This is a genomic window from Enterobacter sp. KB-280D8, from assembly GCF_041399405.1.
Taxonomy (GTDB): Bacteria; Pseudomonadota; Gammaproteobacteria; order Enterobacterales; family Enterobacteriaceae; genus Enterobacter; species Enterobacter cloacae_N.
Window position 1 is genome coordinate 1 of record NZ_JBGKEC010000020.1, and the last position, 23,121, is coordinate 23,121.

Annotated in this window: 17 protein-coding genes; 7 read left to right on the forward strand and 10 right to left on the reverse strand. The window is 56.4% G+C overall.

Features of this window, described 5'->3' with window-relative positions; translation table 11 throughout:
• Nucleotides 1-97: 97 nt before the first annotated feature.
• Complete coding sequence (ldtA, locus tag AB8818_RS22630) at nucleotides 98-994, reverse strand: L,D-transpeptidase (protein WP_116338903.1); 897 nt, start codon at nucleotides 992-994, stop codon at nucleotides 98-100.
• 164 nt (nucleotides 995-1,158) lie between these two features.
• Here ldtA and AB8818_RS22635 point away from each other — a divergent pair, with 164 nt between their 5' ends.
• Entirely contained in the window at nucleotides 1,159-2,052 is an 894-nt protein-coding gene (locus AB8818_RS22635; RefSeq protein ID WP_116338901.1) for a LysR family transcriptional regulator, read from the forward strand.
• Here AB8818_RS22635 and AB8818_RS22640 read toward each other — a convergent pair.
• The 8 genes from AB8818_RS22640 to AB8818_RS22675 form a co-directional block, all read right to left on the reverse strand.
• Nucleotides 2,018-2,911: a DUF6282 family protein gene (locus AB8818_RS22640; RefSeq protein WP_116338899.1), complete on the reverse strand. Its 894-nt coding sequence runs from the start codon at nucleotides 2,909-2,911 to the stop codon at nucleotides 2,018-2,020. The genes AB8818_RS22635 and AB8818_RS22640 overlap by 35 nt on opposite strands.
• Entirely contained in the window at nucleotides 2,908-3,576 is a 669-nt protein-coding gene (locus AB8818_RS22645) for an RraA family protein (protein ID WP_163329811.1), read from the reverse strand. Before AB8818_RS22645 ends, AB8818_RS22640 begins: the two co-directional genes overlap by 4 nt.
• Nucleotides 3,577-3,583: 7 nt before the next feature.
• Nucleotides 3,584-5,746, reverse strand: a complete 2,163-nt coding sequence (locus AB8818_RS22650) for an isocitrate/isopropylmalate dehydrogenase family protein (protein WP_163329810.1) — start codon at nucleotides 5,744-5,746, stop codon at nucleotides 3,584-3,586.
• Complete coding sequence (locus AB8818_RS22655; protein WP_163329809.1) at nucleotides 5,743-6,459, reverse strand: alpha/beta fold hydrolase; 717 nt, start codon at nucleotides 6,457-6,459, stop codon at nucleotides 5,743-5,745. The genes AB8818_RS22650 and AB8818_RS22655 overlap by 4 nt, the downstream gene beginning before the upstream one ends.
• Nucleotides 6,456-7,454 (reverse strand): 3-hydroxy-3-methylglutaryl-CoA lyase, encoded by a 999-nt coding sequence (locus tag AB8818_RS22660; protein WP_226857695.1) that lies wholly within the window; start codon nucleotides 7,452-7,454, stop codon nucleotides 6,456-6,458. The genes AB8818_RS22655 and AB8818_RS22660 overlap by 4 nt, the downstream gene beginning before the upstream one ends.
• A complete protein-coding gene (locus AB8818_RS22665; RefSeq protein WP_163329808.1) occupies nucleotides 7,390-8,607 on the reverse strand; it encodes a multidrug effflux MFS transporter in 1,218 nt (405 codons plus the stop codon). Before AB8818_RS22665 ends, AB8818_RS22660 begins: the two co-directional genes overlap by 65 nt.
• 197 nt (nucleotides 8,608-8,804) lie before the next feature.
• Nucleotides 8,805-11,498, reverse strand: a complete 2,694-nt coding sequence (locus AB8818_RS22670; RefSeq protein ID WP_192984789.1) for a cation-transporting P-type ATPase — start codon at nucleotides 11,496-11,498, stop codon at nucleotides 8,805-8,807.
• A gap of 47 nt (nucleotides 11,499-11,545) precedes the next feature.
• Entirely contained in the window at nucleotides 11,546-11,977 is a 432-nt protein-coding gene (locus AB8818_RS22675) for a universal stress protein (protein WP_116338886.1), read from the reverse strand.
• A 398-nt stretch (nucleotides 11,978-12,375) separates the two neighbouring features.
• Here AB8818_RS22675 and AB8818_RS22680 point away from each other — a divergent pair, with 398 nt between their 5' ends.
• From AB8818_RS22680 to AB8818_RS22690, 3 genes are read left to right on the forward strand one after another with little or no spacing between them, the layout of a single operon-like run.
• The gene (locus tag AB8818_RS22680; RefSeq protein WP_192984787.1) at nucleotides 12,376-13,461 is read left to right on the forward strand and encodes an efflux RND transporter periplasmic adaptor subunit; all 1,086 of its coding nucleotides are present in this window, start codon (nucleotides 12,376-12,378) and stop codon (nucleotides 13,459-13,461) included.
• Nucleotides 13,461-16,523 carry an efflux RND transporter permease subunit gene (locus AB8818_RS22685; protein ID WP_192984785.1) on the forward strand — a complete coding sequence of 1,021 codons (3,063 nt, stop codon included), beginning with the start codon at nucleotides 13,461-13,463 and terminating at the stop codon, nucleotides 16,521-16,523. The genes AB8818_RS22680 and AB8818_RS22685 overlap by 1 nt, the downstream gene beginning before the upstream one ends.
• A complete protein-coding gene (locus tag AB8818_RS22690) occupies nucleotides 16,520-17,485 on the forward strand; it encodes an acyltransferase (protein ID WP_192984783.1) in 966 nt (321 codons plus the stop codon). Before AB8818_RS22685 ends, AB8818_RS22690 begins: the two co-directional genes overlap by 4 nt.
• On the opposite strand, the gene pagP is transcribed toward AB8818_RS22690, so the two are convergent.
• Nucleotides 17,482-18,057, reverse strand: a complete 576-nt coding sequence (pagP, locus tag AB8818_RS22695; protein WP_116338879.1) for a lipid IV(A) palmitoyltransferase PagP — start codon at nucleotides 18,055-18,057, stop codon at nucleotides 17,482-17,484. The genes AB8818_RS22690 and pagP overlap by 4 nt on opposite strands.
• Before the next feature lie 256 nt (nucleotides 18,058-18,313).
• Here pagP and shiA point away from each other — a divergent pair, with 256 nt between their 5' ends.
• The 3 genes from shiA (at nucleotide 18,314) to AB8818_RS22710 (ending at nucleotide 22,943) form a co-directional block, all read left to right on the forward strand.
• On the forward strand, nucleotides 18,314-19,630 hold the full coding sequence (gene shiA / locus AB8818_RS22700) for a shikimate transporter (protein ID WP_192984781.1): 1,317 nt from the start codon (nucleotides 18,314-18,316) through the stop codon (nucleotides 19,628-19,630).
• A 73-nt stretch (nucleotides 19,631-19,703) separates the two neighbouring features.
• Entirely contained in the window at nucleotides 19,704-21,158 is a 1,455-nt protein-coding gene (locus AB8818_RS22705) for an AMP nucleosidase (protein ID WP_023617725.1), read from the forward strand.
• Nucleotides 21,159-21,176: 18 nt separating this feature from the next.
• Nucleotides 21,177-22,943, forward strand: a complete 1,767-nt coding sequence (locus AB8818_RS22710) for an aminopeptidase P family protein (protein WP_192984779.1) — start codon at nucleotides 21,177-21,179, stop codon at nucleotides 22,941-22,943.
• The last annotated feature ends 178 nt before the right edge of the window (nucleotides 22,944-23,121 follow it).

Here is a 23,121-nt window from a genome sequence, read left to right on the forward strand (position 1 = left end):
TCGGCATCTGGAAAGATTGCCCGGTGGCGCTGCGCTTACCGGGCCTACTTGTCCCGTAGGTCGGGTAAGGCGCAGCCGCCACCCGACTAACATGCCCTCAGTTGCCCAGCTTAACCGGCATCCCCGACCGCCGTTCCAGTTCAGCGCCCGCGCCCTCGTTTATCAGCTGCGTTCGCTGCGCGGCTGAAATGGGCAGAGGCACTTTCCGGGTTGACTCAAATTCCGCGCGGTTACGTGATAATGGCTCGTGAACCTCCACCCACCGGCTGCCGTCCGGCTCCGTGGTCATCTTTACGGGCCGATCGATAAGCTGCACGCGGGTGCCTACGGGAACGTTATCGAAAAGGTATTTAATGTCGTTGTTACGCAGACGAATACAGCCCTGGCTCACCCGCAGCCCGATGCCGAAATTCGAGTTTGTGCCGTGAATGGCGTACAGCCTGCCGATATAAATCGCATACAGCCCCATCGGGTTATCCGGCCCGGCGGGCACGAAGGCCGGGAGCGTTTTACCCTCTGCCGCATAGGCACGGCGCGTGTTCGGCGTCGGAGACCAGGTTGGTCCCTCCTGCTTGCGCTCAACCGCCGTCACCCAGTTACGCGGAGTCTCGCGCCCGGCCTGACCGATGCCGATGGGCAACACTTCCACCGTATTGCTGCCAGGCGGGTAATAGTAGAGACGCATTTCCGCCACGTTCACGACAATCCCCTCGCGGACGGTATCGGGTAAAATCAGCTGCTGGGGAATAGTTAAGGTCGTTCCGGCTTTTGGTAAAAAAGGATCCACGCCCGGGTTCGCTTCCAGCATGTTGCTCAGCCCCAGGCCGTGCTGGGCGGCAAAGTACTCCAGAGGCAGGGTATTTCCCTCGGGGACCACAACCGTAACGGGGTTGCCGACAAGACGACTGCCTTCAGGCGGCAGCGGGTACGTAACAGCCAGCGCACCGGGCGTTACGGCAGCAAGCATCAGCGCGAGCGAGAATAAGCGAATCATAGTTTCCCTGCGATAAAACGAATGGTCACAGGCTAACTATAACTGCCCGCTGCGAAATTTGTCAGAATAGTCACGTGGCGATAACGCTTTGCGAGAAAAACCAGCACAACATGCTGATGAAATAATGCGAGAATAGTGATACCAGACCGGGTCAGGAGGACACAATGCTGGAAAATATGAAAGCCTTCAGAATGGTCGTAGAGTGTCAGGGGTTCCGCGCCGCCGCGATGGCCATGAAACTCTCCCCGGCCATGATCAGCCGCAGAATTGAAAAGCTGGAAAGCGAGGTGAATGCGCAGCTGATTAAACGCAATTCACGTCGCATTTCTCTGACGACGGCCGGTGAGCAATTTTACCAGCGCTGCCTGCTCATTATTGATGAATATGAATCCTGCCTCAGGGATGTCAAAAGCCTCAGTAACGAAATCGGCGGAAATCTCAAAGTGGGTATCCCCCATTCCATCAGCAATCAGCACGTTATTCCGCACCTTGGCGCCTTCCTGGAACGCTATCCCAATCTGAAGCTGGATATCGTGACCGGCAATCACTGTATGGAGCTTTTCAGCCACGGCTTCGATCTGGCGCTGCAGTGTGGCCCACTGCCCGACAGCAACCTCTACTACACGCTGATTGGCTACTGGCGAAAATACACCTGTCTTTCACGCTCCTACGCGCAGCAGCACGGTATTCCGCAACATCCTGATGAGCTCCGCCAGCATACCTGTCTCCTGCATTTTGATAACCACCGCCGCAGCTGGAAGTTTGTGATTGACGATGAGCTGGTTGAAATCCGCCCTCATTACGTCTCCAGAGTGAGTAACAGCCTCGACCTGTGCAATATGGTGCATCACGGGTTAGGGATCTGTTACCTGCCGGAATTCACCGTGAGAGCGGGAATGGAATCAGGAGAAATCATCACCGCCCTTGACGCGTTTATGCCTGCCCCTCTTCCCATGTATGTGGTGCATATCAATCCTCACCCCTCCCCCAAGGAACAGGCATTCATTGATTTCCTCCGCACGCTTAACCTGGCAACGGCCCCGGCGCCAGCATCCTGAGCGGGTTCAGCAGCGCGATCTCCTCAATGCGCGCCGCATCCAATCCGGCCTCTCTGAACCAGCGGTGGCTGTCCTCCAGCCACTCGCCGATGTCGGGCTGGCCCGGCTGGCCCAGATCCGAGCTGTAAACCAGGTTATGCACTCCCGTCAGCACCTCACAGAGATCGTCGAGGGGCTGATAGCCTAAATAGACCGTCAGGGCGCACTGCTCCACAAAGAGCCACTCATGTTCGCCGAGCGCGCGCAGTTCCCGGGCGGTAAATCCCGTCATCGGATTCGCCGGCTGGTTCAGCATCAGCCTGCAGCCGCCCACTCGCTCAACGGCCTCAATCAGACGCAGCGTTTGGTCTTTCGTCGCATGTCCTGAGGAGATCACAATGTCATGGTGCCGGGCAAAGTGAATGAGCGTTTTTACGCCTGAACGCAGTTCACCCGCCTCATCAGCAATCGAGAGCGGCTGCCCGGCGAAATGCCGGGCGTACTCGTTGCTGAACGTTCGGGATAACCCGCTTTTATGCGCCGTTGGAACCACGGTCGGCAAGTGCACCAGCAGCCTGGGCGCACCCTCAAACTGATACTGGCTCAGCGCCTGGCGGACGACGTTAAGGTTTATCCCCCCGGCGGCGGCATTCAGCACGACCGAGCCAAAGACGGGCAGACCTTGCTCCTGCATCGCCGATGCCAGCGCGCTGACGCTTCCCAGATGGTTCTTAAGCACCACGCCCCCCTGATACTGCGCGTAGCGTTCTCCGGCCTCCATGGCGGAGTAACGCCGCTGGTAGCTGTCCGGGCGCGCGTGATAGTGCACGTCCAGAAAGCGCAAACGGGACGCCCAGTAGTCAAAAAACGGGCGCGTCATGCTTTTGCTTCCCAGGGCACATGGTAACCAAGCGTTTGTCGGGCTACGTCGAGCGAGGTGCCTTCACGAACTGCGTTGATGATCTCACGCTCCGTTTTTTCTACGTTTTCTGCCCGACGGATCACCTCCTCCAGCTGCTCAGCGGGGATCGCCAGAACGCCATTCTCATCGCCGAAAATCCAGTCGCCAGGGCAGACCGTTACCCCTTCAATCTGCAGCGCACACTGCACCGCAGTGACCCGCGCACGGTTCTTGCCGGAAACCATATAGATGTTGCTGGCGTACAGCGGGTAATTCATCTGACGAATGTCTGCAATGTCCCTGGCTGAACCGTAGATGACGGACCCGGCGATGCCTTTAAGCACGGCTTTGGTGGTCAGAATATTGCCCCAGCTGGTGCAGTCCGTACGGCCGCCATTGTCCACAACGATGACCGCGCCAGCCGGAACCCGATCGATATAGTTCCCGGCATTCATAAACTGATTTTTCTCCGCCACGCAGGCTTCATATTTTACGGTCCAGGCAGGTCCCGCCAGCTTACTGCCCCCGGCCTGCAGCTTGATGCCCGCAAGGCCTCCCGCAATGTATAAACTGTCCAGCGCGTCCGAAACGGCCGCCGTGTCCAGCGCCAGCAGGCGCGACTGAAGCGTTGATTGAGTCGTCATTGTCAAATTATCCATGCTGTGTTGTCAGGGTTTTTAAGGCGCACCAGGCGGCATATTCCGGCAGGGTTTGCGCGAGCAGTGTTCTGTTCACTGGAAACGTCATCTGATGCGCCTGACCATCTTGATGACGAACCGACAGGGTCATTTTCCCCAGCCGTGCGTCGCTGTTCAGAAGCTCCGAGAGCGACGGGCTGACCGTCACATCCATCTGCACCGTCGGCTCTCCCTGGCGAGGCAGGCCCCCGGCAGGCAAATACGCTGAGAGCGCTGCATCTGGCGTATGCCAGCGGATACTGCACGCATCCCGCAGTATTTCGCCCGCCGTTTTATTACGTTTGCTCACCAGATAGGGACGCAGCGCGCTGTCCAGACTTTGCCTCACCGGAAGCGGTAAAGGCCGGTGTGCAGGGGTTTCGATCTGCACAATGACGTAAGGGCTTTTCCATAAAAAATGACTATCCCAGTCGGTGGAGGTGGCCAGCGCATTGACGATAGAACCGACCTCGCTCTCGCTGATCCCGATCAGGGTCCAGCAGTACTTTTGCCTTTCAGGCCCGGTATCTTTGTTATTTGCTAATGCCTCTTCCAGCATCGGCAGCGCCTGGGAAGGCGGCCCGGGCAGAACCACCAGCTGGCTGCCCGCCACGCATGCGCTGAAACCTGGAGCGGTGCCGCAAGCGTTATCCAGAATGGAAGCGCCCTCGGGGAAACGCGCCTGAAGACGGTTTGAAGGATCGCTTTTCACCCCGAACGTCACGAGACGACCCTCAATGATTTTCCACGTCTCTTCGTCGTGCACAAGCGACTTGCTCAGAACCTGAGCAATGGCCTCGCGGGTTTTATCGTCAGAGGTTGGGCCAAGGCCGCCGCACACCACAATGAGATCGTCCTGCCCGATACGCCCTGTTACTACCGAGCTTATCTGCGGGATGTTGTCTGCGCAGGTCGCCTGAAATTTGACACGGTAGTGCGCCTTTTCAAGGCATTGACTGATAGCCTGCTGGTTCGTGTTAAGGCATTGCCCAGACAGGAGCTCATCACCAATTGCAATCACGCTGGCCGTTTTAGCGATGGCTGGCTGAACCAGGGCGTCGATTATCGCCTTTGCCATCTCCTCCGTTGTCGCCGGGCCGCCTAAATCGTAGGTCGCCACCTTCCCCTCACGAACAACGCGATCGACAGCCTGCTGCAGTTTTTCCGCCTGCGCCTCAAAGCCGAGGTACGCCAGCATTAGCGCAATTGTGTAGAACATTGCACACGGATTGGCTTTTCCCTGCCCCGCCATCCCCGGCGCGCTGCCGTGTACCGGTTCAAAATAGGCCACCTCGCTGCCAATGTTGGCGCTGGGCGCCAGGCCAAGCCCGCCCATCACGCCGGCGGCCAGATCCGACAAGATATCGCCAAACATATTTTCCGCGACAATCACGCCAAACTCGTGAGGCTTACGCACCAGCCAGAGGGCAATCGCATCCACGTTGTGAATATCTGCCCGAATGTCAGGGAAGCGCGCGGCCACTTCCTGAAAGATTGTTGCCGCAAAATGACCGCTTTCGCGCATGACGTTGGGTTTATCGGCAAACGTGACGCGTGAAAAGCGGTGTTGGCGGGCATAGTCAAAGGCCGTCTGAAACAGGCGCACCAGGCCGTAGCGCGTTTGCAGACGCACTGACCATGCCGCCTCTTCCGGGCCATATTTTTCGAGATTCGGGTGTTTAAGCCAGCTGGCCACGTTCTCACCGACACCTTTAAAATCCATTCCGGCGTACAGCCCCTCGGTATTTTCCCGAATCACACAGCAGCGGAAAGGACGGCGATCTCCCGTCACGTATTTCACCGGGCGGATGTTGGCATAGAGGCCAAGCCGCTGACGGAGCTGAATCACCGGTGAAACATACTCAATGCCTTTCTGCTGGAGCGCGACGGGCAGCGCCTGCTGAGCCTGCACTTTCCCCTTGCTGGTGATGGCGCCCAGCAGCACCGCGTCCGCCTCAGCAATCTGTTCCCAGGTACGTGCCGGCACAGGATTGCCCTCGCGTTCCCAGCAGGACCAGCCTATTTCACCAAAGGTCAGGTTGATGGGAAGATCCAGCGCACCGATAACGGGCAGCGCAGCGTCGCAAACCTCCTGACCAATACCGTCTCCCGGCAAAACCAGAACATTTTTTTTCATAAGGTATCGATCCATTCGTTGAGCAGCGCATTCACCGCAGCGGGATTGTCATTCCACGGACGCATCCCCGCGCCGGGGATGCGTTTGTAATAGTGCTGGGTTCGGGGGCTGTGGGTCTGGTTTTCCCATGAGGCCAGCTGGGATTTTTCACCCACAATCGCAAGATAGTTACCGTCATAGGCGGCAATATCCGCGCGGGCATCCATCTTTAACAGCAGTGAGAAGCCGGTGAGCATGCGCTTAATCGCCGCCATTTTCTCTGCATCTGGCAGGGAAAATTTTTCCTGCGGCGCAGGCTGACCTTCGGGCAGGACGTAGTGATGAAGAATATCCATGGCCGAACCGAGTTCACCTTTTTCAAGCAGTGCGATGAGACGCACCAGCCGCTGCGTTAATTTCTCGTCGGCAAAACCGGGGGCGCTCACGCTCATGACGCCCGCTACGCCGCGCAAACGGTGCGCAAGCAGTTGCACCAGCGTGCCCGCCATCGCAAACCCCACCAGCAGCCAGGGGCGTTTGACATGGGCATTTAGCTTCTGGCAAAGCGCGTCAATCGCGCTCTGCGGGTCGTCGTGCGTAATCAGGCTCAACGTATCGACGATGGTGACGGAAAAACCTTTTTCTTCGAGCAAGGTAACCAGCGGAGCGCAAAATGCCCCGCCGTCCCAGGCAGGCATGACCGGTGCCAGTATCACCGCATCCTGTAACTTCATGCTGCGGTCCCTGTGATCACGTTTTCAATAGCGCTGAAGACACGCTGACTCTCTGTCGTCAATGACTCTTCAACCATTTTCCGGTTCTCCACGCTGAGATTTTTCACCCCAAGGATCATATCCACTACGCTGCGGTAAGAGGCGTTGTAAAATTCCTTCGAAACCAGCTGATGCACCTGATTAAATATCCACTCCGTGTGATAACGTTCTTTGCCTTCGTTGAAATTACACAGCGACAGCCAGATTTCCATCGCCAGATTTCCCGCCCCTTTTCCCATGCCGGTCAGGGAGCTATCAATAAAGGTCGCGCCGGCCTTTACGGCTTCAATGGAGTTTGCCATTGCCAGCCCCAGGTTATCGTGGGCATGGAATCCCACCTCAAGCGGCGTTGCGCATTTAAGCAGGTTAACCAGGCGGGCGGTCTGTTCAGGCCGCAGGCTGCCGTTAGAATCCGCAATGCAAATAATATCGGCCCCGGCGTTCTCACACTGCACTGCCACGTCAACAAGCGTCTTCGCGTTAATTTGGCTGGCGCGCGTAAAGTTCATGCTCACGCGCAGGCCATTTTCTTTCGCCACCTCACACAGTTCCAGCGCGGGTTGGGGATTGTCGGTTTTAATACAGAGCCGAAGCAGCGCAACGCCACATTCCCGCAGGCGAATAATATCCTGCCGGGTAATATTATGGGGGTGGGCAATGACAACTAATTTCGCTTCGGGCACGGCATCATGAATTGCCTGAATATAATTATCAGGCGACATTCCGGTTAAACCAATATCCGCGATGGGTTTAAATGAACCGTTTCGGTAACCTATTTCAATCCATTCAACGCCACTGCTCACCAGTGCGCGCACATGCTTAATTGCGTAGTCTACGGGAAAGCTGAAATTGTTTTGATACCCGCCATCCCTTAATGTGACATCTATATTATTAATCATTGATATTACTCTCTTTACTGGAGACAAATTCCATAAACCCATATTGACCAAAAACATATACAAGGAAACCAACAACGCAGACGCAGGCAATAATCAGCGCGGTCATGACGGGAGCATGGGCTGAAAGTTTGCCAATCAGGAAGGTTGCGAGCGCTGCGCTTCCGAGCTGTAAGGCCCCCATTACACCCGAAGCGGTACCCGACGCCTTCGGGTGCGCCGCGATGGCAGACGCCGTGCCCAACGGCAGCAAAAATCCATTGCCAAAGGTCAGAATGCCGATGGAGAGAATGCTGGTAAACAAAGGCACAGGGCTTAAGTACATCTGAAGTGCAAAAATAATGCCGCCGAGGACAAATATGCGATACCCAAGGCGAATGGTCTCTTCAATACCCGCCTGACGAGATCTCTTCTTAGCGATCAGATTCCCCGCCACGTAGCTTACGGATAGCAGAATATAGGTGTAACCGATATAAAGCGGCGAAAGCCCGAGTTTGCCCAGCAAAAAGGGGGACTCTACGATATAGGAAAAATAGGCTGCATAAGCAAAACAGGGAATCGCGGCATAAAACAAAAACTGCCGGTTTCTTAACACCACAAGCGTATTGACCATGGCCGCCACCGCGCTCAGCTTTTGCCTTTTCTCAGGCGGTAAGGTTTCGCGCAGTGCGGTGAGGCACAGTCCCAGCGTCATGACGATAAACAAGGTCAAAAAGATAAAACAGGATTTCCAGCCGAAGTGTTGGGTTAACACGCCGCCGATCATGGGTGCAATGGCCGGCGACATACCCACAAAGGGAAATATGACAAGATAAAGCTGAGCCGAAGACTTCTTATCCAGCATGTCATTAATAATCGCCCGGCTGACGGTGATACCAGCGCAGGAGCCGATGCCCTGTAATAAGCGTAAAATAAGCAGCTCATTAATATGAGTAGAGTAAATAACACCTACCGTCGAAACCAACCAGATTAACAGCCCCGCAATAAGCGTTTTCTTTCTCCCCAGGCTGTCGCTTAACGGCCCGTACACCAGCTGTGAAAACGCAACGCCAAATAAAAACAGGGCGATAGCATCCTGTATTTGCGCCTCCGTGACCTTATAAAATAATTGCATTTCGCTCAGTGCAGGCAAAAAGATATCGGTAGATATTAATCCGCCCACGGACAGGCATGCAATTAATACCACCAGGGGCATAGATAGCTTTTTATTCATATTCGTATAAACCAGGAATTGGGGTAATACGAATTTATCGGAAGCGCTTCACAATGAGAACAATAATAAACTAAACGGTCTGTTGCACATTAGTAAACGAACGTTTTCTGTCGATAAGATAACGGTAGCGGCGCAACCATCAACCGCATGCGGCGGAAAAGAGAAAGCCTGGGCTCAGGCTTTCTCAGTTTACGCTATCACGCCTCGGTTTTGCGCCACCGGCGCGTCAGCACTTTCTCCGCCTCGACAATAAGGAACATCACAAAACCAATCAGGAAGGTGATGACCCAGTAGCGGAACGGCAGCGCTTCGGTGCCAAACAGCATCTGCATGAAGGGTGCGTATATGATAAGAAGCTGTAGCGCCAGCAGTACGCCGCTCACGATCCAAATCCCTTTATTCGCCAGCAGGCCTTTGCTCAGCGAGAAGCCGTCATTAACGCGGCAGTTGAGCATGTAGAACCATTGCGCAGTGACCAGGGTTTGCAGCAGCACGGTGCGGATAAATTCCGCCGAGTAGCCGCGCGGCTGTAGCCAGGCTTCGAGCACGAAGGCGCTGATGGCAATCATCAGACCGACAAACACCACGCGCCAGATGGCATAGCCGTCCATCACGTGGAGATTCGCCTTGCGCGGTGGCCGGTTCATGATGTCCTTCTCACCCGCTTCAAACGCCAGTCCAAACGACAGCGTTGCCGACGTCGCCATGTTCATCCACAGGATCAGGACAGGCGTCAGCGGGATCAGATTCCCCGCCAGCAGCGCGATGATGATCAGCAGAGCCTGCGCGATGTTGCTGGGGATAACGAACAGAATGGTCTTTTTCAGGTTATCGTAAACCCGACGCCCCTCGTGCACCGCACGGGCAATGGTGGCAAAGTTGTCATCCGTTAACACCATGTCGGCGGCTTCCTTGGTGACTTCCGTCCCCTTAATCCCCATGGCGATACCCACATCCGCCCGCTTGAGCGCTGGGGCATCATTTACGCCATCCCCGGTCATGCCCACGACTTCCTGTTTACTTTGCAGGGCCTGCACCAGGCGGAATTTATCCTCCGGGCTGGTTCGGGCGAAAATATCGTACTGCTGCGCGGCGTCGCTCAGCTGACGATCGTCCATCGCCTCCAGCTCACGTCCGGTGATAGCGCTTGCGGCGTTACCAATCCCCAACATTTGCCCAATGCTCATTGCCGTTTGCGGGTGGTCACCGGTGATCATTTTCACGCGGATCCCGGCCTGCAGACAGTCGGCAATGGCGGTAATGGCCTCCGGACGCGGCGGGTCCATCATCCCTGCAATACCCAGCAGGATCACGCCATCATGCAGGTCCGGATGATCCAGCTCGCGTTGCCCCTCGCGGGCAGGTTTCCAGGCCGCAGCCACCATGCGCAACCCTTCCCGGGCATACTCTTCAATTTTACCTTCCCAGTAAGGCTGATCGAACGGCTGCAGTCCGTCATTCGTCTGCTGGTACTGGCAGAGGCGGAACAGGACGTCCGGCGCGCCGGTGATTAAAATCACCTCTTCATCACCCAGCCGGTACAGCGTGGACATGTATTTATACTGCGAATCAAACGGGATTTTGCTGCGCATTTCGGTATCGAGCGGTGGGAGCGGAATTTTCGCCGCCAGCACCTTCAGCGCGCCCTCGGTTGGTCCCCCGGTGATTTTCCACAGCCCATGCTCGTCTTTAATCAGCTGGCTGTCATTGCAGAGGTCAATGGTGCGCAGGTAGCGTTCCAGCAGGGAACCCTGCGTCACGCTGACGGGCGTCGGGTCATCTATGGGGTGAATATTCCCCACCGGTTCGTAGCTGTCGCCCTCCACGCGATAGATCGTGTCAGCGGTAATCACCGCTTTGACCGTCATTTCATTCATCGTCAGGGTGCCGGTTTTATCCGAGCAGATGACCGTCATTGCGCCCAGCGTTTCCACCGTAGGCAGCTTGCGAATGATGGCCTTGCGACGCGCCATGGCCTGTACGCCAAGCGAAAGGATGATGGAAATGATGGCCGGCAGGCCTTCCGGCACGGCGGCAACGGCGAGGCTGATAAGCGACAGCACCAGTTCAGAAACCGGCATATCCCGGAACAGGAGGCTAAAGACAAACAGCGCCACCATCATCACCAGGATAGTGATGAAGATGGTCTTCCCGAGCTTATCCATCTGCACCATCAGCGGCGTGCGGTGCTTTTCAATGTCGGACATCATCTGATTGATGTGGCCAAGCTCGGTCTCGCCCCCGGTTGCCACCACCACGCCTTTACCGCCGCCGGAGCTGACGGTGGTACCTGAGTAGAGCAGATTATACCGGTCACCTAAAGGCAGTTCCCCGCTTAACGCATCGCTGTTTTTCTCAACAACGGTGGATTCGCCGGTCAGGATGGCCTCCTCCACGCGCAGGTTATGCGCTTCAATTACGCGCAGGTCCGCAGGGATACGATCCCCGGCGCGGATCACCACGATATCGCCAGGCACCAGCGCCGTTGTAGGGATCGTTTCATGATTCCCCTGCCGTACCACCACGGCTTCGCTCGAGAGCATATTGCGAATACTCTGCAACGATTTTTCAGCATTGCTCTCCTGAATATGGCCAATCAGCGCGTTGATGATGGCAACCCCAAGGATGACAAACATGTCTACCCAGTGCCCCATAAAGAGCTTAAGCAACGCGGCCACCAGCAGAACGTAAATCAATACATCGTTAAAATGCGCCAGGAAGCGCAGCCAGCCGGGTTTGCCCTTTTTTTGCGGTAACGCATTCTCACCATGCTGCTGAAGGCGGGCGGATGCCTCAGTGCCGCTAAGTCCTTCCGGGGTGGAGTGGATATTAGACAAGGTTTCGTCAACGGTTTGTTGATAGTACGGACGTTCAGGTTTTCCTGTTTTCATCGTTCCTTCCTCAGGTTCTATTCAGAAATCACCTTGCTTTCATGTAATTAACGAATAACGAAAACAGGAACGTGGGCGTAACGCACAATACTTGCCGCCTCTGACCCTAACAAATGGGTTTGAATATTTGGATTTCGAGAACCGACAATAATCGCGCCAGCAGCAAGTTCGTCCGCCAGCTTAATAACCTCATCACGAACATTCCCGCTACGAACATGGAGATGAACACGTTCTTCCGGCAGATTCAATTTTTTGACCAGATCGGCCAGCTTTTCTTTCGCATTATTAATCATATATTCATCCATCTTACGCGCATCTGAAATAAACCCACGCGTCAGTTCGGCTGAAAATTTGGGCATGACGTGAAGCAAATGAACGTCACCCGATGCGCTTTGTGCCAGAAACTGTGCATGCTGCAACGCTTTATCCGCCAGGCTTGTCTCGTAGACATCCACCGGAACGAGAATATTTTTATACATATCGAGCATCCTTTTTTATAACCAACACGAGAGTGAGTGAAGCTAAAAAACGCATTAAATGCAGGAGGTTGCCATTAATGCCAGCTACGGTAAAAAGAGATGATTGATATTAAACGTAGCACAGGAATATCAGGTTTAGCGCGCCCCCACTGATAATGGTTATTTAACATTTCGCTTTTCGCCGACTATGCTCATAGTCAGCCACCGCTTCCGGCTCATGGAGGAATTTATGTATGGTTTAAGCCTGCTCCGCCTGGGTATGTTCATTGCGCTCGCCATTATCGCCAGCACGGCGATTGGTTTATTTACCTATATGGTCGTCACTGTTCTGGCCGAATAGTGTCACCCCCTGCCCTTGCTACGGAATAAATAAAACAGTTATTTATTAGGGGAATACATTGAACCGCTACTTCTCTCTTCTACCATTCGTTTTATTAACGCTCACGGCGTGCGACCCGAAACCGGAGCAAGCCTCCCCCCTGCCGCGAATGGTAAAAGTGGCGGAGGTGGCTGTCCCCGGACACGCCCAGCAGCGCGTCTTTCCCGCCCGCATTGAATCGGGTGATGCCACAGACCTTTCCTTCAAGCGTGCAGGTCAAATTGAAGCGCTCGATATACGCCAGGGCGCAGCCATCAAGCAGGGACAACAGCTTGCCAGATTAAACGCCCGTGAGGCCCAGCAGCGGGTTAACGACAGACAAACGGCAGCGACGCTGGCCCAGCGGCAATTCGATCGCTTCCAGACGCTGGCGGGCCGCCAGGCGATTTCGAAAGCAGAAATGGATGTGCAGCGTGCAAACCGCGATTCGGCGAATGCGGCGCTTCAGATTGCCAGAGAGGAACTGAATCAGATGACGCTCGTTGCCCCCTTCAGCGGGACGGCGGCCAGCGTACATGTACGAAACCATCAGGTGGTGTCTGCCGGTCAGCCCATTGCGACCCTAACCCGGACCGATCTGCTGGACGTGGTGTTTAGTATTCCTGAGAACCTGTTCAAAACCCTTGATATCCGCAACGCGCAGTATCGCCCCGTGGTGAGAATTAACGCCATTCCGGATCGCGAATTTACCGCCGTCTACAAAGAACATTCGGGCAGCAGCGACAGCAATACCCTGACCTGGCAGGTGATACTTACCATGCCGCGGCCTGATGATTTTCCTGCCGTCGGCGGCGTAAGCGGTACGGTGACCATCAATTTAAGCAACCTCCCGGCGGGCGCGGATGCTCAGGCGCTGGTCGTACCGGTTGAGGCAGTCTTTAACCCGGACAACAGCCCGCGCAATGAGCCGCACGTCTGGGTCGTAACGGGCGAAGGCGACACGCTGCATCTTGAAGACCGCAAGGTCAGCGTGGGGCAAGTGAGTACCGAAGGCGTGGTGATTACCAGCGGGCTTAGGGCGGGCGAGCGCGTGGTGGCCGCAGGCGTTGGGGAGCTCCATGCTAACCAGCCGGTGCGTATCTGGACGCGTGAACGGGGACTGTAATGGATATCTCTCGTCAATTTATTAATAACCCTGTTCGCGTCTGGCTAACGATCCTGCTGCTGGGCATCGGGGGTATTTTCGCCCTGTTGAATATCGGCAGGCTGGAAGATCCCGCCTTTACCATTAAAACCGCAGTGGTGGTCACTCACTACCCTGGCGCATCCGCTCAGCAGGTTGAAGAGGAGGTGACGCTTCCGCTGGAGAATGCCCTTCAGCAGTTGCCTTATCTGGACAACGTGAGCTCCATCTCTTCAAACGGTCTGTCGCAAATCACCGTTAATATCGCTTCTCGCTATCACTCGAACGAGCTGCCGCAGATTTGGGATGAACTGCGCCGCCGCGTGGGCGATGCCTCGCGTCAGTTTCCGCCCGGCGTCGTCACGCCCTTTGTGAATGACGATTTCGGCGACGTCTTCGGCTTCTTCTTCGCCATTTCCGGAGATGAATTCAGTAATCCTGAACTGGTGAGATATGCGGAGCAGCTGCGCCGGGAGTTGATTCTGATCCCCGGCGTCGCGAAGGTCGCCATCGGCGGGGCCATTAGCCAACAGGTCAACATCGATATCTCCCTGACCAAAATGGCCGCGCGGGGCATTACGCTGAACCAGCTTTCCGCCCTGCTCAGCAGGCTTAACGTCGTTTCCAGTGCCGGAGAAATTACCTCCGGCACCGAATCCATTCGCCTGCACCCGACCGGTGAGTTCGAGAATCTTGATGAACTGGCGGATATCATCATCACGCCTTCCGGCACCGGGGCGGCGACGCGTCTGCGGGATATCGCCACGCTGTCGCGCGGGCTGAACGAATCGCCGGCCAGTATCTACCATGCCAACGGCAAAAAAGCCGTCACCATGGGCGTCTCGTTTATTCCCGGCGTGAACGTTATCGACGTGGGCCACGCGCTGGAGGCGAAGTTAAACCAGATGTCGGCGGAAAAACCGGCGGGCATACAGATAGACCTGTTTTACGATCAGGCCGCCGAAGTAGGCCATTCCGTTAACGGTTTTATTATTAACTTCCTGATGGCGCTGGCGATTGTCATCGGCGTGCTGCTGATCTTTATGGGCGTACGCAGCGGGATCATCATTGCGTTTTCTCTCGCGCTTAACGTGCTGGGCACGCTGCTGATTATGTATCTGTGGGGCATTGAGCTGCAGCGCATATCGCTCGGGGCGCTGATTATCGCCCTCAGCATGCTGGTGGATAACGCCATCGTGATTGTCGAAGGGGTGTTGATTGCCCGACAGCAGGGCTCCCCGCTGTTAACCGCCGTGAACAACATCATCCGCCGCTCCGCCCTGCCGCTGCTGGGGGCGACGGTGATTGCCATCCTGGCGTTTGCCCCTATCGGGCTGTCGCAGGATTCCACAGGGGAATATTGTAAATCCCTGTTCCAGGTGCTGCTGATTTCCCTGATGCTGAGCTGGTTCTCGGCGCTCACCCTCACCCCGGTGCTGATTAAGTGGTGGTTGTTTAAAAACGACAGCGCGCCCGATAAAACCGACGAGTCAGATCCTTACGATAAACGACTCTACCGCGCCTACCAGCGCCTGCTTAACACGCTGCTGCACCATAAGGCACCGACGCTCATTGTCATGGCTGCGCTGCTGGCAGCGTCTGTCTGGGGCTTCGGCGCCGTGCGGCAAAATTTTTTCCCGTCGTCTAATACGCCGATTTTCTTTGTCGACCTCTGGTTACCCTACGGTACCGATATTAAATGGACCGAGAAAATGACCGGCGATATTGAAAAGACGATCAATGGCCAGCCGGGCGTGGAGACCACCGTCTCAACCATCGGTCAGGGAAGTATGCGGTTTATTCTGACCTACAGCGGGCAGCGGCAGTACGGCAACTATGCGCAGATCATGGTGCGCATGGACGACCAGCGCAACATCTCTGCCCTGACGCGCCACGTGGACGAGTACATCGCGCGAAACTATCCGCAGGTCAACGCCAGCACCAAACGGGTGATGTTTGGCCCCTCCGGCGACAGCGCCATTGAAGTGCGTATTAAAGGCCCGGATCCTGACAGGCTGCGCCTGATTGCCAGCCAGGTGGACGATATTCTGGTGCGCGACCCGGCCACGGGGAGCGTCCGGAACGACTGGCAAAACCGCAGCAAAGTGATCCGCCCGCAGTACGTCGCCGGGCTGGGACGCGAGCTTGGCGTGGATAAACAGGACGTCGACAACGCGCTGGAGATGAATTTCTCCGGCAGCCGTGCGGGGCTGTATCGGGAAGGGAGTGACCTGCTGCCCGTGGTGGTCAGGCCCCCGGAAAGCGAAAGGCTGGATGCCAGTCATCTGAACAACGTGCTGGTGTGGAGCCAGACGCGGCAGCAGTATATTCCGCTGAGTAACGTCGTCAGCCGCTTCTCGCTGGAGTGGGAAGATCCGCTAATCCTTCGACGCGACCGCTCGCGGGTACTGACGGTTCAGACGGACCCGGATCCGCTGAGCCAGCAAACCTCCGGCGACATTCTCGCCCGCGTGAAGCCGCAAGTGGATGCCCTTAGCCTGCCACACGGCTACAGTATCGAGTGGGGAGGCGACGCGGAAAACTCCAGCGAAGCTCAGCAAGGGCTATTCACTACGCTGCCTCTCGGGTATCTGGTGATGTTTGTGATTACGGTTCTGATGTTCAGCTCGGTAAAAAATGCCGTCGCTATCTGGCTGACCGTACCGCTGGCGCTGATTGGCGTCACGCCGGGATTTTTAATTACCGGTATTCCCTTTGGCTTTATGGCGCTGATAGGTCTGCTGAGCCTGAGCGGCATGCTGATCCGCAACGGCATCGTGCTGGTGGAAGAAATCGAACAGCAGAAAACGCAAAAGGATCAGCACAGCGCGATCGTTTATGCCGCCACCTCGCGCCTGCGCCCTATCCTGCTCACCGCGTTCACTACCGTACTTGGCCTGGCTCCGCTGCTGCTGGACGTTTTCTTCCAGAGCATGGCCGTTGTGATTATGTTTGGACTGGGGTTTGCTACAATCCTGACGCTACTGGTACTCCCCGTTATCTATGCGTGTTTCCATCGTAAGGACGAAGCCAAACAACAATGAATGCGACAGGGCTGAACATTATCAAGACGCTGGGCTGCATGACGGCGGTTACCTTCTTCACCATCTACAATACCTGGGATCATTATGATTATGACTATCACTGGATCCTGGGGTTTTTAACCTTTATCTCGACCATCGCCACGCCGCTGTTTTTTGTGGTGTCGGGCTATCTCGACGGACAATCGCGGCACGGCACCCGCTGGCAGCTGAGTAAAATTAAAAGCCTGGTGATTGTTTTTCTGTTCTGGATAACGATCTACTACCTGTGGGAGCCTTATCAGCGTGGGTATCTGATTCAGCCCTGGTTTGTGTTCGCCTTTATGGTGATTTATACCTTTCACCCGGCAGTTGAGTGGCTTAGCCAGCGGAGAGCGCTGTTCTGCGGCGCGATTGCTGCCCTGCTGCTCTTTTCCTACGGATACGATCTGCTATCGGCGCTTTATCCTGAAACGCACGTCCTTTCTCTGTCACCGCAGTATCGGCTGTGGACATGGCTGCTGTTTTATCTGACGGGGCAAATCTTTTGCGACCCGAAAATTGCCGAGTGGATTAGCCGCAAAAATGTGGTCAGGGCGGCGATGGTCGCCATCCCCTTTATCTATCTCTTCACCTGGTTTTACGAGCGCCACTTCTTCTTCGCGCTGTTCAAGGCGGACAGAAACGCCTTTATTCTCACCGGCTCTCAAATTTACATTTTGATCATCGCGCTGGTAATTGCGGCGAACGGCGTGCGCTTTCGCCGCAACGCTGAATTTAAGGAGTCCATTCTGGCCGCCATCAGCAAAACGATGACAGGCGTGTACATTGTGCACTACTCGGTGTTTCATCTGCTGACGGCGCTGATACCGGTGACCTCTCTCGGTATGAAGCTGGCGCTGATTGTGCTCACTTTCATTACCTCTGTTCTCTTCTCCATGCTGGTATTGTCTAACGCCGTGGCAAAAAAGGTTATCACCCTTTAAAAGCCTAAGCGCAGCCAGGCAAAGAGCACGTTACCGTTGTTATACGTCCCGGGAATATAGGTGAACTGGACGGTAACGCGTTTATACCCGGCCGAAAACAGCGGGAAGATGAACGGTAGCGGGACATAGTTTGCAAAATCATCTCGCGCCGTGATGCCCGCCGCGGCACCGAGTCCAAGCCGGAAATCTTTGGCATTATCCAGATACCAGCCCTTCTCCCAGCCATAGCCCATCGCGGGCTGCCATTCGTTGTGCGAGTCCTTGAACATCATCGCAAACAGCGCGCTCCAGTTGCCCTCTTCGTTATAGCGGGAAACGCCCAATCCGCCTCCCCACGGCATTTCATTGTAATTGTCGGTTTTTTCTTTGTCGTACATGAAGCGGGCATGCCAGCTCAGAAACGGCAGGTACAGATCGTAACGTTGTGGCTGAGTCCAGGTTTGCGAAACATCGTCCGTTAGCGCATTCCACCAGCCGCTGATGCGCTGTTCGCCGTAGACGCTGGGTTCCGCATGAAGCGGCGTGGCGAATAAAAACAGAACCATCAAGAGTGCCGAAAAGGTGCGTTGCATCGTGATTCCCTCAGCTTAAGTCACGCAGCGGTCACTATTACTGTAAACCATTCAGCAGGTAACGGAGCCAGGCAGACATAATTATAGCGCTGTAGGTGCAGATGAAATTTATTTATTCAGCGCCTTCCTGAAAGATAAAAACGTTTTCTCAGGCGTTCTGTCGCGGTAGTCTCATAGGTTCCGTTTACAGGACGGACGCAAAGTGAATGACCTTTTCTTATACCAATAATTAAAAATCAGTACGGACAGGACAACTATGGACTCCACCCTCATCTCCGATCGTCCCAACGAGGAGACACCTTCGCTCAATCGCGCCCGCCGCGCCGCCCTCGGCAGCTTCGCGGGTGCCGTCGTCGACTGGTATGATTTTCTGCTTTATGGCATTACCGCCGCGCTGGTATTTAACCGCGAATTCTTCCCCCAGGTCAGCCCCGCGATGGGCACCCTCGCCGCCTTTGCCACCTTCGGCGTCGGGTTCCTGTTTCGCCCGCTCGGCGGGGTGATCTTCGGCCACTTTGGTGACCGCCTCGGCCGCAAGCGCATGCTGATGCTCACCGTCTGGATGATGGGGATCGCCACCGCGCTGATTGGCATTCTTCCTTCGTTTTCCGCCATTGGCTGGTGGGCGCCGGTGCTGCTGGTCACTCTGCGCGCCATTCAGGGCTTCGCGGTGGGCGGTGAATGGGGCGGCGCGGCGCTGTTATCTGTTGAAAGCGCGCCGAAAAACAGGAAAGCGTTTTACAGCAGCGGCGTGCAGGTGGGGTACGGCGTGGGCCTTCTCCTCTCCACAGGGCTGGTATCGTTAATCAGCCAGCTCACCACCGACGAGCAGTTCCTGAGCTGGGGCTGGCGCATTCCGTTCATCTTCAGCATCGTGCTGGTCATCGCCGCGCTGTGGATCCGCAACGGGATGGAAGAGTCCACGGAATTCGAACAGCAGCAGCGGGAAAAGCCGGTTGCGAAAAAACGGCTGCCGGTAATGGAAGCGCTGGTTCAGCATCCTGGCGCTTTTCTGAAAATTATCGCCCTGCGCCTCTGTGAACTGCTGACGATGTATATCGTCACCGCGTTTGCCCTGAACTACTCGACGCAGAACCTAGGCCTTCCCCGCGAGCTATTCCTGAATATTGGCCTGCTGGTCGGCGGGATCAGCTGCCTGACCATCCCCTGCTTCGCCTGGCTGGCGGACAGGTTTGGCCGCCGCCGCGTCTATATCACCGGGGCGCTGATTGGCAGCCTCAGCGCCTGGCCGTTCTTTATGGCGCTCGAAGCACAGTCGGTCTTCTGGATCGTCTTCTTCGCCATCATGCTCGCCAACATCGCCCACGATATGGTGGTCTGCGTGCAGCAGCCGATGTTCACCGAGCTGTTTGGCGCGAGCTATCGCTACAGCGGTGCGGGCGTGGGCTACCAGGTGGCAAGCGTGGTCGGCGGTGGATTTACGCCGTTTATTGCCGCCGCCCTGGTCACCTTCTCCGGCGGAGACTGGCACAGCGTGGCGGTCTATCTGCTGGCCGGCTGCCTGCTGTCGGCGGCGACGGCGCTGCTGATGAAAGAGACGAGCCACGCCTGATCTCCCTTTTGTTTCACGGGCGTGTGACATACTATCGGGTAGAGTCGCACACCTGTGGAACAAGGAGACAGAGATGAATAATAAGGGCTCCAGCCTGACCCCGGCTCAGGCGCTGGAAAAACTCGACGCGCTGTATGAACAGTCCGTCAATGCGCTGCGCAGCGCCATTAGCGAATACATCGAAACAGGGAAACTCCCCGATCAAAAGGCCAGAAACGAGGGCCTTTTTGTTTATCCATCGCTCTCTGTGACCTGGGACGGTAGCGCCAGCACAACGCCGAAAACCCGCGCCTACGCCCGTTTTACCCACTCCGGCTGCTACAGCACCACCGTCACCCGCCCTGCACTGTTCCGCCCTTATCTTGAAGAACAGCTCACGCTGCTGTACCAGGACTATGGTGCGCATATTGCCGTTGAGCCCTCACAACATGAAATCCCGTATCCCTACGTGATTGACGGCTCGGCGTTAACGCTTGACCGCTCCATGAGCGCGGGATTGACCCGCCACTTCCCAACGACGGAACTTTCGCAGATTGGCGATGAGACGGCAGACGGGATTTATCACCCGGCAGAATTTTCTCCCCTGTCGCACTTTGACGCTCGCCGCGTGGACTTCTCGCTGGCGCGCCTGCGCCACTACACCGGTACGCCAGCCGAGCATTTCCAGCCGTTTGTGCTCTTTACCAACTACACCCGCTACGTTGACGAGTTCGTCCGCTGGGGCTGCAGCCAGATCCTCGACCCGGAAAGCCCGTACATCGCGCTGTCCTGCGCGGGCGGGATCTGGATCACCGCCGAGACCGAAGCGCCAGAGCAGGCCATCTCCGATCTGGCGTGGAAAAAGCACCAGATGCCGGCCTGGCACCTCATCACCGCCGACGGTCAGGGCATCACCTTGATCAACATCGGCGTGGGTCCGTCAAATGCCAAGACCATCTGCGACCATCTGGCGGTCCTGCGCCCTGACGTGTGGCTGATGATTGGCCACTGCGGCGGCCTGCGCGAAAGCCAGCTGATTGGCGACTACGTGCTGGCCCACGCCTATCTGCGTGATGACCACGTGCTGGATGCGGTGCTGCCGCCGGATATTCCTATCCCGAGCATCGCCGAAGTGCAGCGCGCGCTGTATGACGCCACTAAAGAGGTCAGCGGCATGCCGGGTGAAGAGGTTAAACAGCGCCTGCGCACCGGTACGGTCGTCACAACGGATGACCGCAACTGGGAGCTGCGTTACTCCGCCTCCGCGCTGCGGTTCAACCTGAGCCGGGCGGTGGCGATTGATATGGAGAGCGCCACCATTGCCGCCCAGGGGTATCGCTTCCGCGTTCCTTACGGCACGCTGCTGTGCGTCTCCGATAAGCCGCTGCACGGTGAAATTAAGCTGCCGGGTCAGGCCAACCGTTTCTATGAAGGGGCGATATCCGAACATCTGCAGATTGGCATCCGGGCCATCGACCTGCTGCGAGCGGAAGGTGACAGACTCCATTCGCGCAAGCTGCGTACCTTCAACGAGCCGCCGTTCCGCTAATAGCAATAAGGAAAAAACATGCACACCCCTACACCGCTCTCTGCCCTGCGCCACTGGCTTGAGGCAAGTCATCTCGACGGGATGATCGTCCCGCGTGCGGATGCCTGGCAGAGCGAATACTGCGCGCCCTACGACGAAAAGCTGGCCTGGCTGACGGGCTTTGACGGCTCTGCCGGCGTCGCGCTGGTGCTGAAAAACAAAGCGCTGCTGTTCGTCGACGGGCGCTATCAGGTGCAGGCCCGCGTTCAGGTGAATATGGATGAGGTTGAGATCCACCATCTGCACAACGAGCCGCTGGCAGACTGGCTGGCGGCAAACGTTGAGGCGGACACGCGCATCGGTTTTGACCCACTGCTGATGACCAACTCAGAGTTCACACAGCTGTCAGCCACGCCATGCGAGCTGGTGCCGCTGAACGCGTCACCGTTTGACGCCTTATGGACCGATCGTCCTGCCGCACCGGCGGGGCTTATCCGTGAAATGCCGGTAGAGACAAGCGGTGAAAGCAGCGAGGACAAACGTCAGCGCGTTGCCGCTGTGCTGGCCGCGAACAACGCTGACTACCTGGCCGTTACGCTGCCGGATAACATTGCGTGGCTGCTCAACGTGCGCGGCTCGGATATCCCCACCAGTCCGGTACCGCTCTCCTTTGCCCTGCTGAGTCGCGACGGTCACGTTGAGTGGTTTGTTAACGACAATAAGCTCAGCGCCCTGCCTGACGAAGTGCGCAATGCGTTCACTATTGCGCAGCAGGACACCTTTATTGAACGCTGTCAGCAGCTTGCTGAAGGGAAGCGGGTGATGGTTGATGCCGATTCCGCCCCCGTCGCCCTGCGCTTCGCCATTGAACCACGGGGAGAAATTGTCTGGCGAACCGATCCCATCACCCTGATGAAAGCTACCAAAAACCCGGTCGAGCTGGCGGGTTATCGCGCGTGTCATCACCAGGACGGGGCCGCGTGGGTCAACTTCCTCGCCTGGCTGAGCCGCGAAGTGCCGCGTCGTGCAGCGGCCGGACAACCGCTCACCGAGCTGGAAGTGCAGGCTCAGCAGCTGGCATTCCGCAAACAGCAGCCCGGTTTTATCGAGCAGAGTTTTGCGACTATCTCTGCTTCCTCCAGCAATGCGGCGATGTGTCACTACCATTCGAGCGAGGCCAGCAATAAGCCCATCGGCCATGACCATTTTTACCTGAACGATTCCGGCGGTCAGTATGCTAACGGCACCACCGACGCCACGCGCACGCTGGCGTGGGGTAAGGTCGACCCCCAGCTGCGCCTGCACTACACCGCCGTGCTGAGAGGCTTCCTGTCGCTCATTACCCTGCAGTTCCCTTCCGGGACTCAGGGGCATCAGCTGGATGCGTTTGCGCGTCGGCCGCTGTGGGAGATGGGGCTGGATTATGATCACGGCACGGGACACGGCGTGGGGCACCAGCTTCTTATCCATGAGAACCCGCATCGCATCGCCAAAAAGGTCAACCCGTGGCCGCTGGTGGCGGGCAATATCATGACTATCGAGCCGGGTTACTATCTGGGCGACAGCCACGGTATTCGCATTGAAAACCAGGTGGAGATTGTGGAGAGCCGCCCGGGGTTCTGCAGATTTGCCTCGCTGACGCTCATCCCGATTGATTTAAGCCAGGTGGAATTGAATCTGTTGAGCGAGCAGGAAAAACAGTGGCTGGATGCGTATCATCAGCAGGTACGTGAGGCGCTGTCACCGCTGGTGAATAGCGAGGCGCGTACGTGGCTGGTTGAGGCGACGGCACCGATTGGCGTGTAATTTCGCGCGGTCTGGTGCCCTCACCCCATCCCTCTCCCACGGGAGAGGGAGCAAACACTAAAAACGGCAACCAGGTTGCCGTTTTGCGTTTACCTTGCGCAGAAAAGCAAAAAGCCTGCTTTAAAAGCAGGCTTTTTAAATTTGGCTCCTCTGACTGGACTCGAACCAGTGACATACG

What these genes read in the sequence shown, in the direction of transcription:
- AB8818_RS22650 (WP_163329810.1), bottom strand. Translation starts at nt 5,746, where the DNA reads ATGAAAAAAAATGTTCTGGTTTTGCCGGGAGACGGTATTGGTCAGGAG.
- AB8818_RS22675 (WP_116338886.1), bottom strand. Translation starts at nt 11,977, where the DNA reads ATGTATAAAAATATTCTCGTTCCGGTGGATGTCTACGAGACAAGCCTG.
- pagP (WP_116338879.1), bottom strand. Translation starts at nt 18,057, where the DNA reads ATGCAACGCACCTTTTCGGCACTCTTGATGGTTCTGTTTTTATTCGCC.
- AB8818_RS22690 (WP_192984783.1), top strand. Translation starts at nt 16,520, where the DNA reads ATGAATGCGACAGGGCTGAACATTATCAAGACGCTGGGCTGCATGACG.
- AB8818_RS22655 (WP_163329809.1), bottom strand. Translation starts at nt 6,459, where the DNA reads ATGAAGTTACAGGATGCGGTGATACTGGCACCGGTCATGCCTGCCTGG.
- shiA (WP_192984781.1), top strand. Translation starts at nt 18,314, where the DNA reads ATGGACTCCACCCTCATCTCCGATCGTCCCAACGAGGAGACACCTTCG.
- ldtA (WP_116338903.1), bottom strand. Translation starts at nt 994, where the DNA reads ATGATTCGCTTATTCTCGCTCGCGCTGATGCTTGCTGCCGTAACGCCC.
- AB8818_RS22670 (WP_192984789.1), bottom strand. Translation starts at nt 11,498, where the DNA reads ATGAAAACAGGAAAACCTGAACGTCCGTACTATCAACAAACCGTTGAC.
- AB8818_RS22640 (WP_116338899.1), bottom strand. Translation starts at nt 2,911, where the DNA reads ATGACGCGCCCGTTTTTTGACTACTGGGCGTCCCGTTTGCGCTTTCTG.
- AB8818_RS22685 (WP_192984785.1), top strand. Translation starts at nt 13,461, where the DNA reads ATGGATATCTCTCGTCAATTTATTAATAACCCTGTTCGCGTCTGGCTA.
- AB8818_RS22645 (WP_163329811.1), bottom strand. Translation starts at nt 3,576, where the DNA reads ATGACGACTCAATCAACGCTTCAGTCGCGCCTGCTGGCGCTGGACACG.
- AB8818_RS22660 (WP_226857695.1), bottom strand. Translation starts at nt 7,454, where the DNA reads ATGTTTTTGGTCAATATGGGTTTATGGAATTTGTCTCCAGTAAAGAGA.
- AB8818_RS22665 (WP_163329808.1), bottom strand. Translation starts at nt 8,607, where the DNA reads ATGAATAAAAAGCTATCTATGCCCCTGGTGGTATTAATTGCATGCCTG.
- AB8818_RS22710 (WP_192984779.1), top strand. Translation starts at nt 21,177, where the DNA reads ATGCACACCCCTACACCGCTCTCTGCCCTGCGCCACTGGCTTGAGGCA.
- AB8818_RS22705 (WP_023617725.1), top strand. Translation starts at nt 19,704, where the DNA reads ATGAATAATAAGGGCTCCAGCCTGACCCCGGCTCAGGCGCTGGAAAAA.
- AB8818_RS22635 (WP_116338901.1), top strand. Translation starts at nt 1,159, where the DNA reads ATGCTGGAAAATATGAAAGCCTTCAGAATGGTCGTAGAGTGTCAGGGG.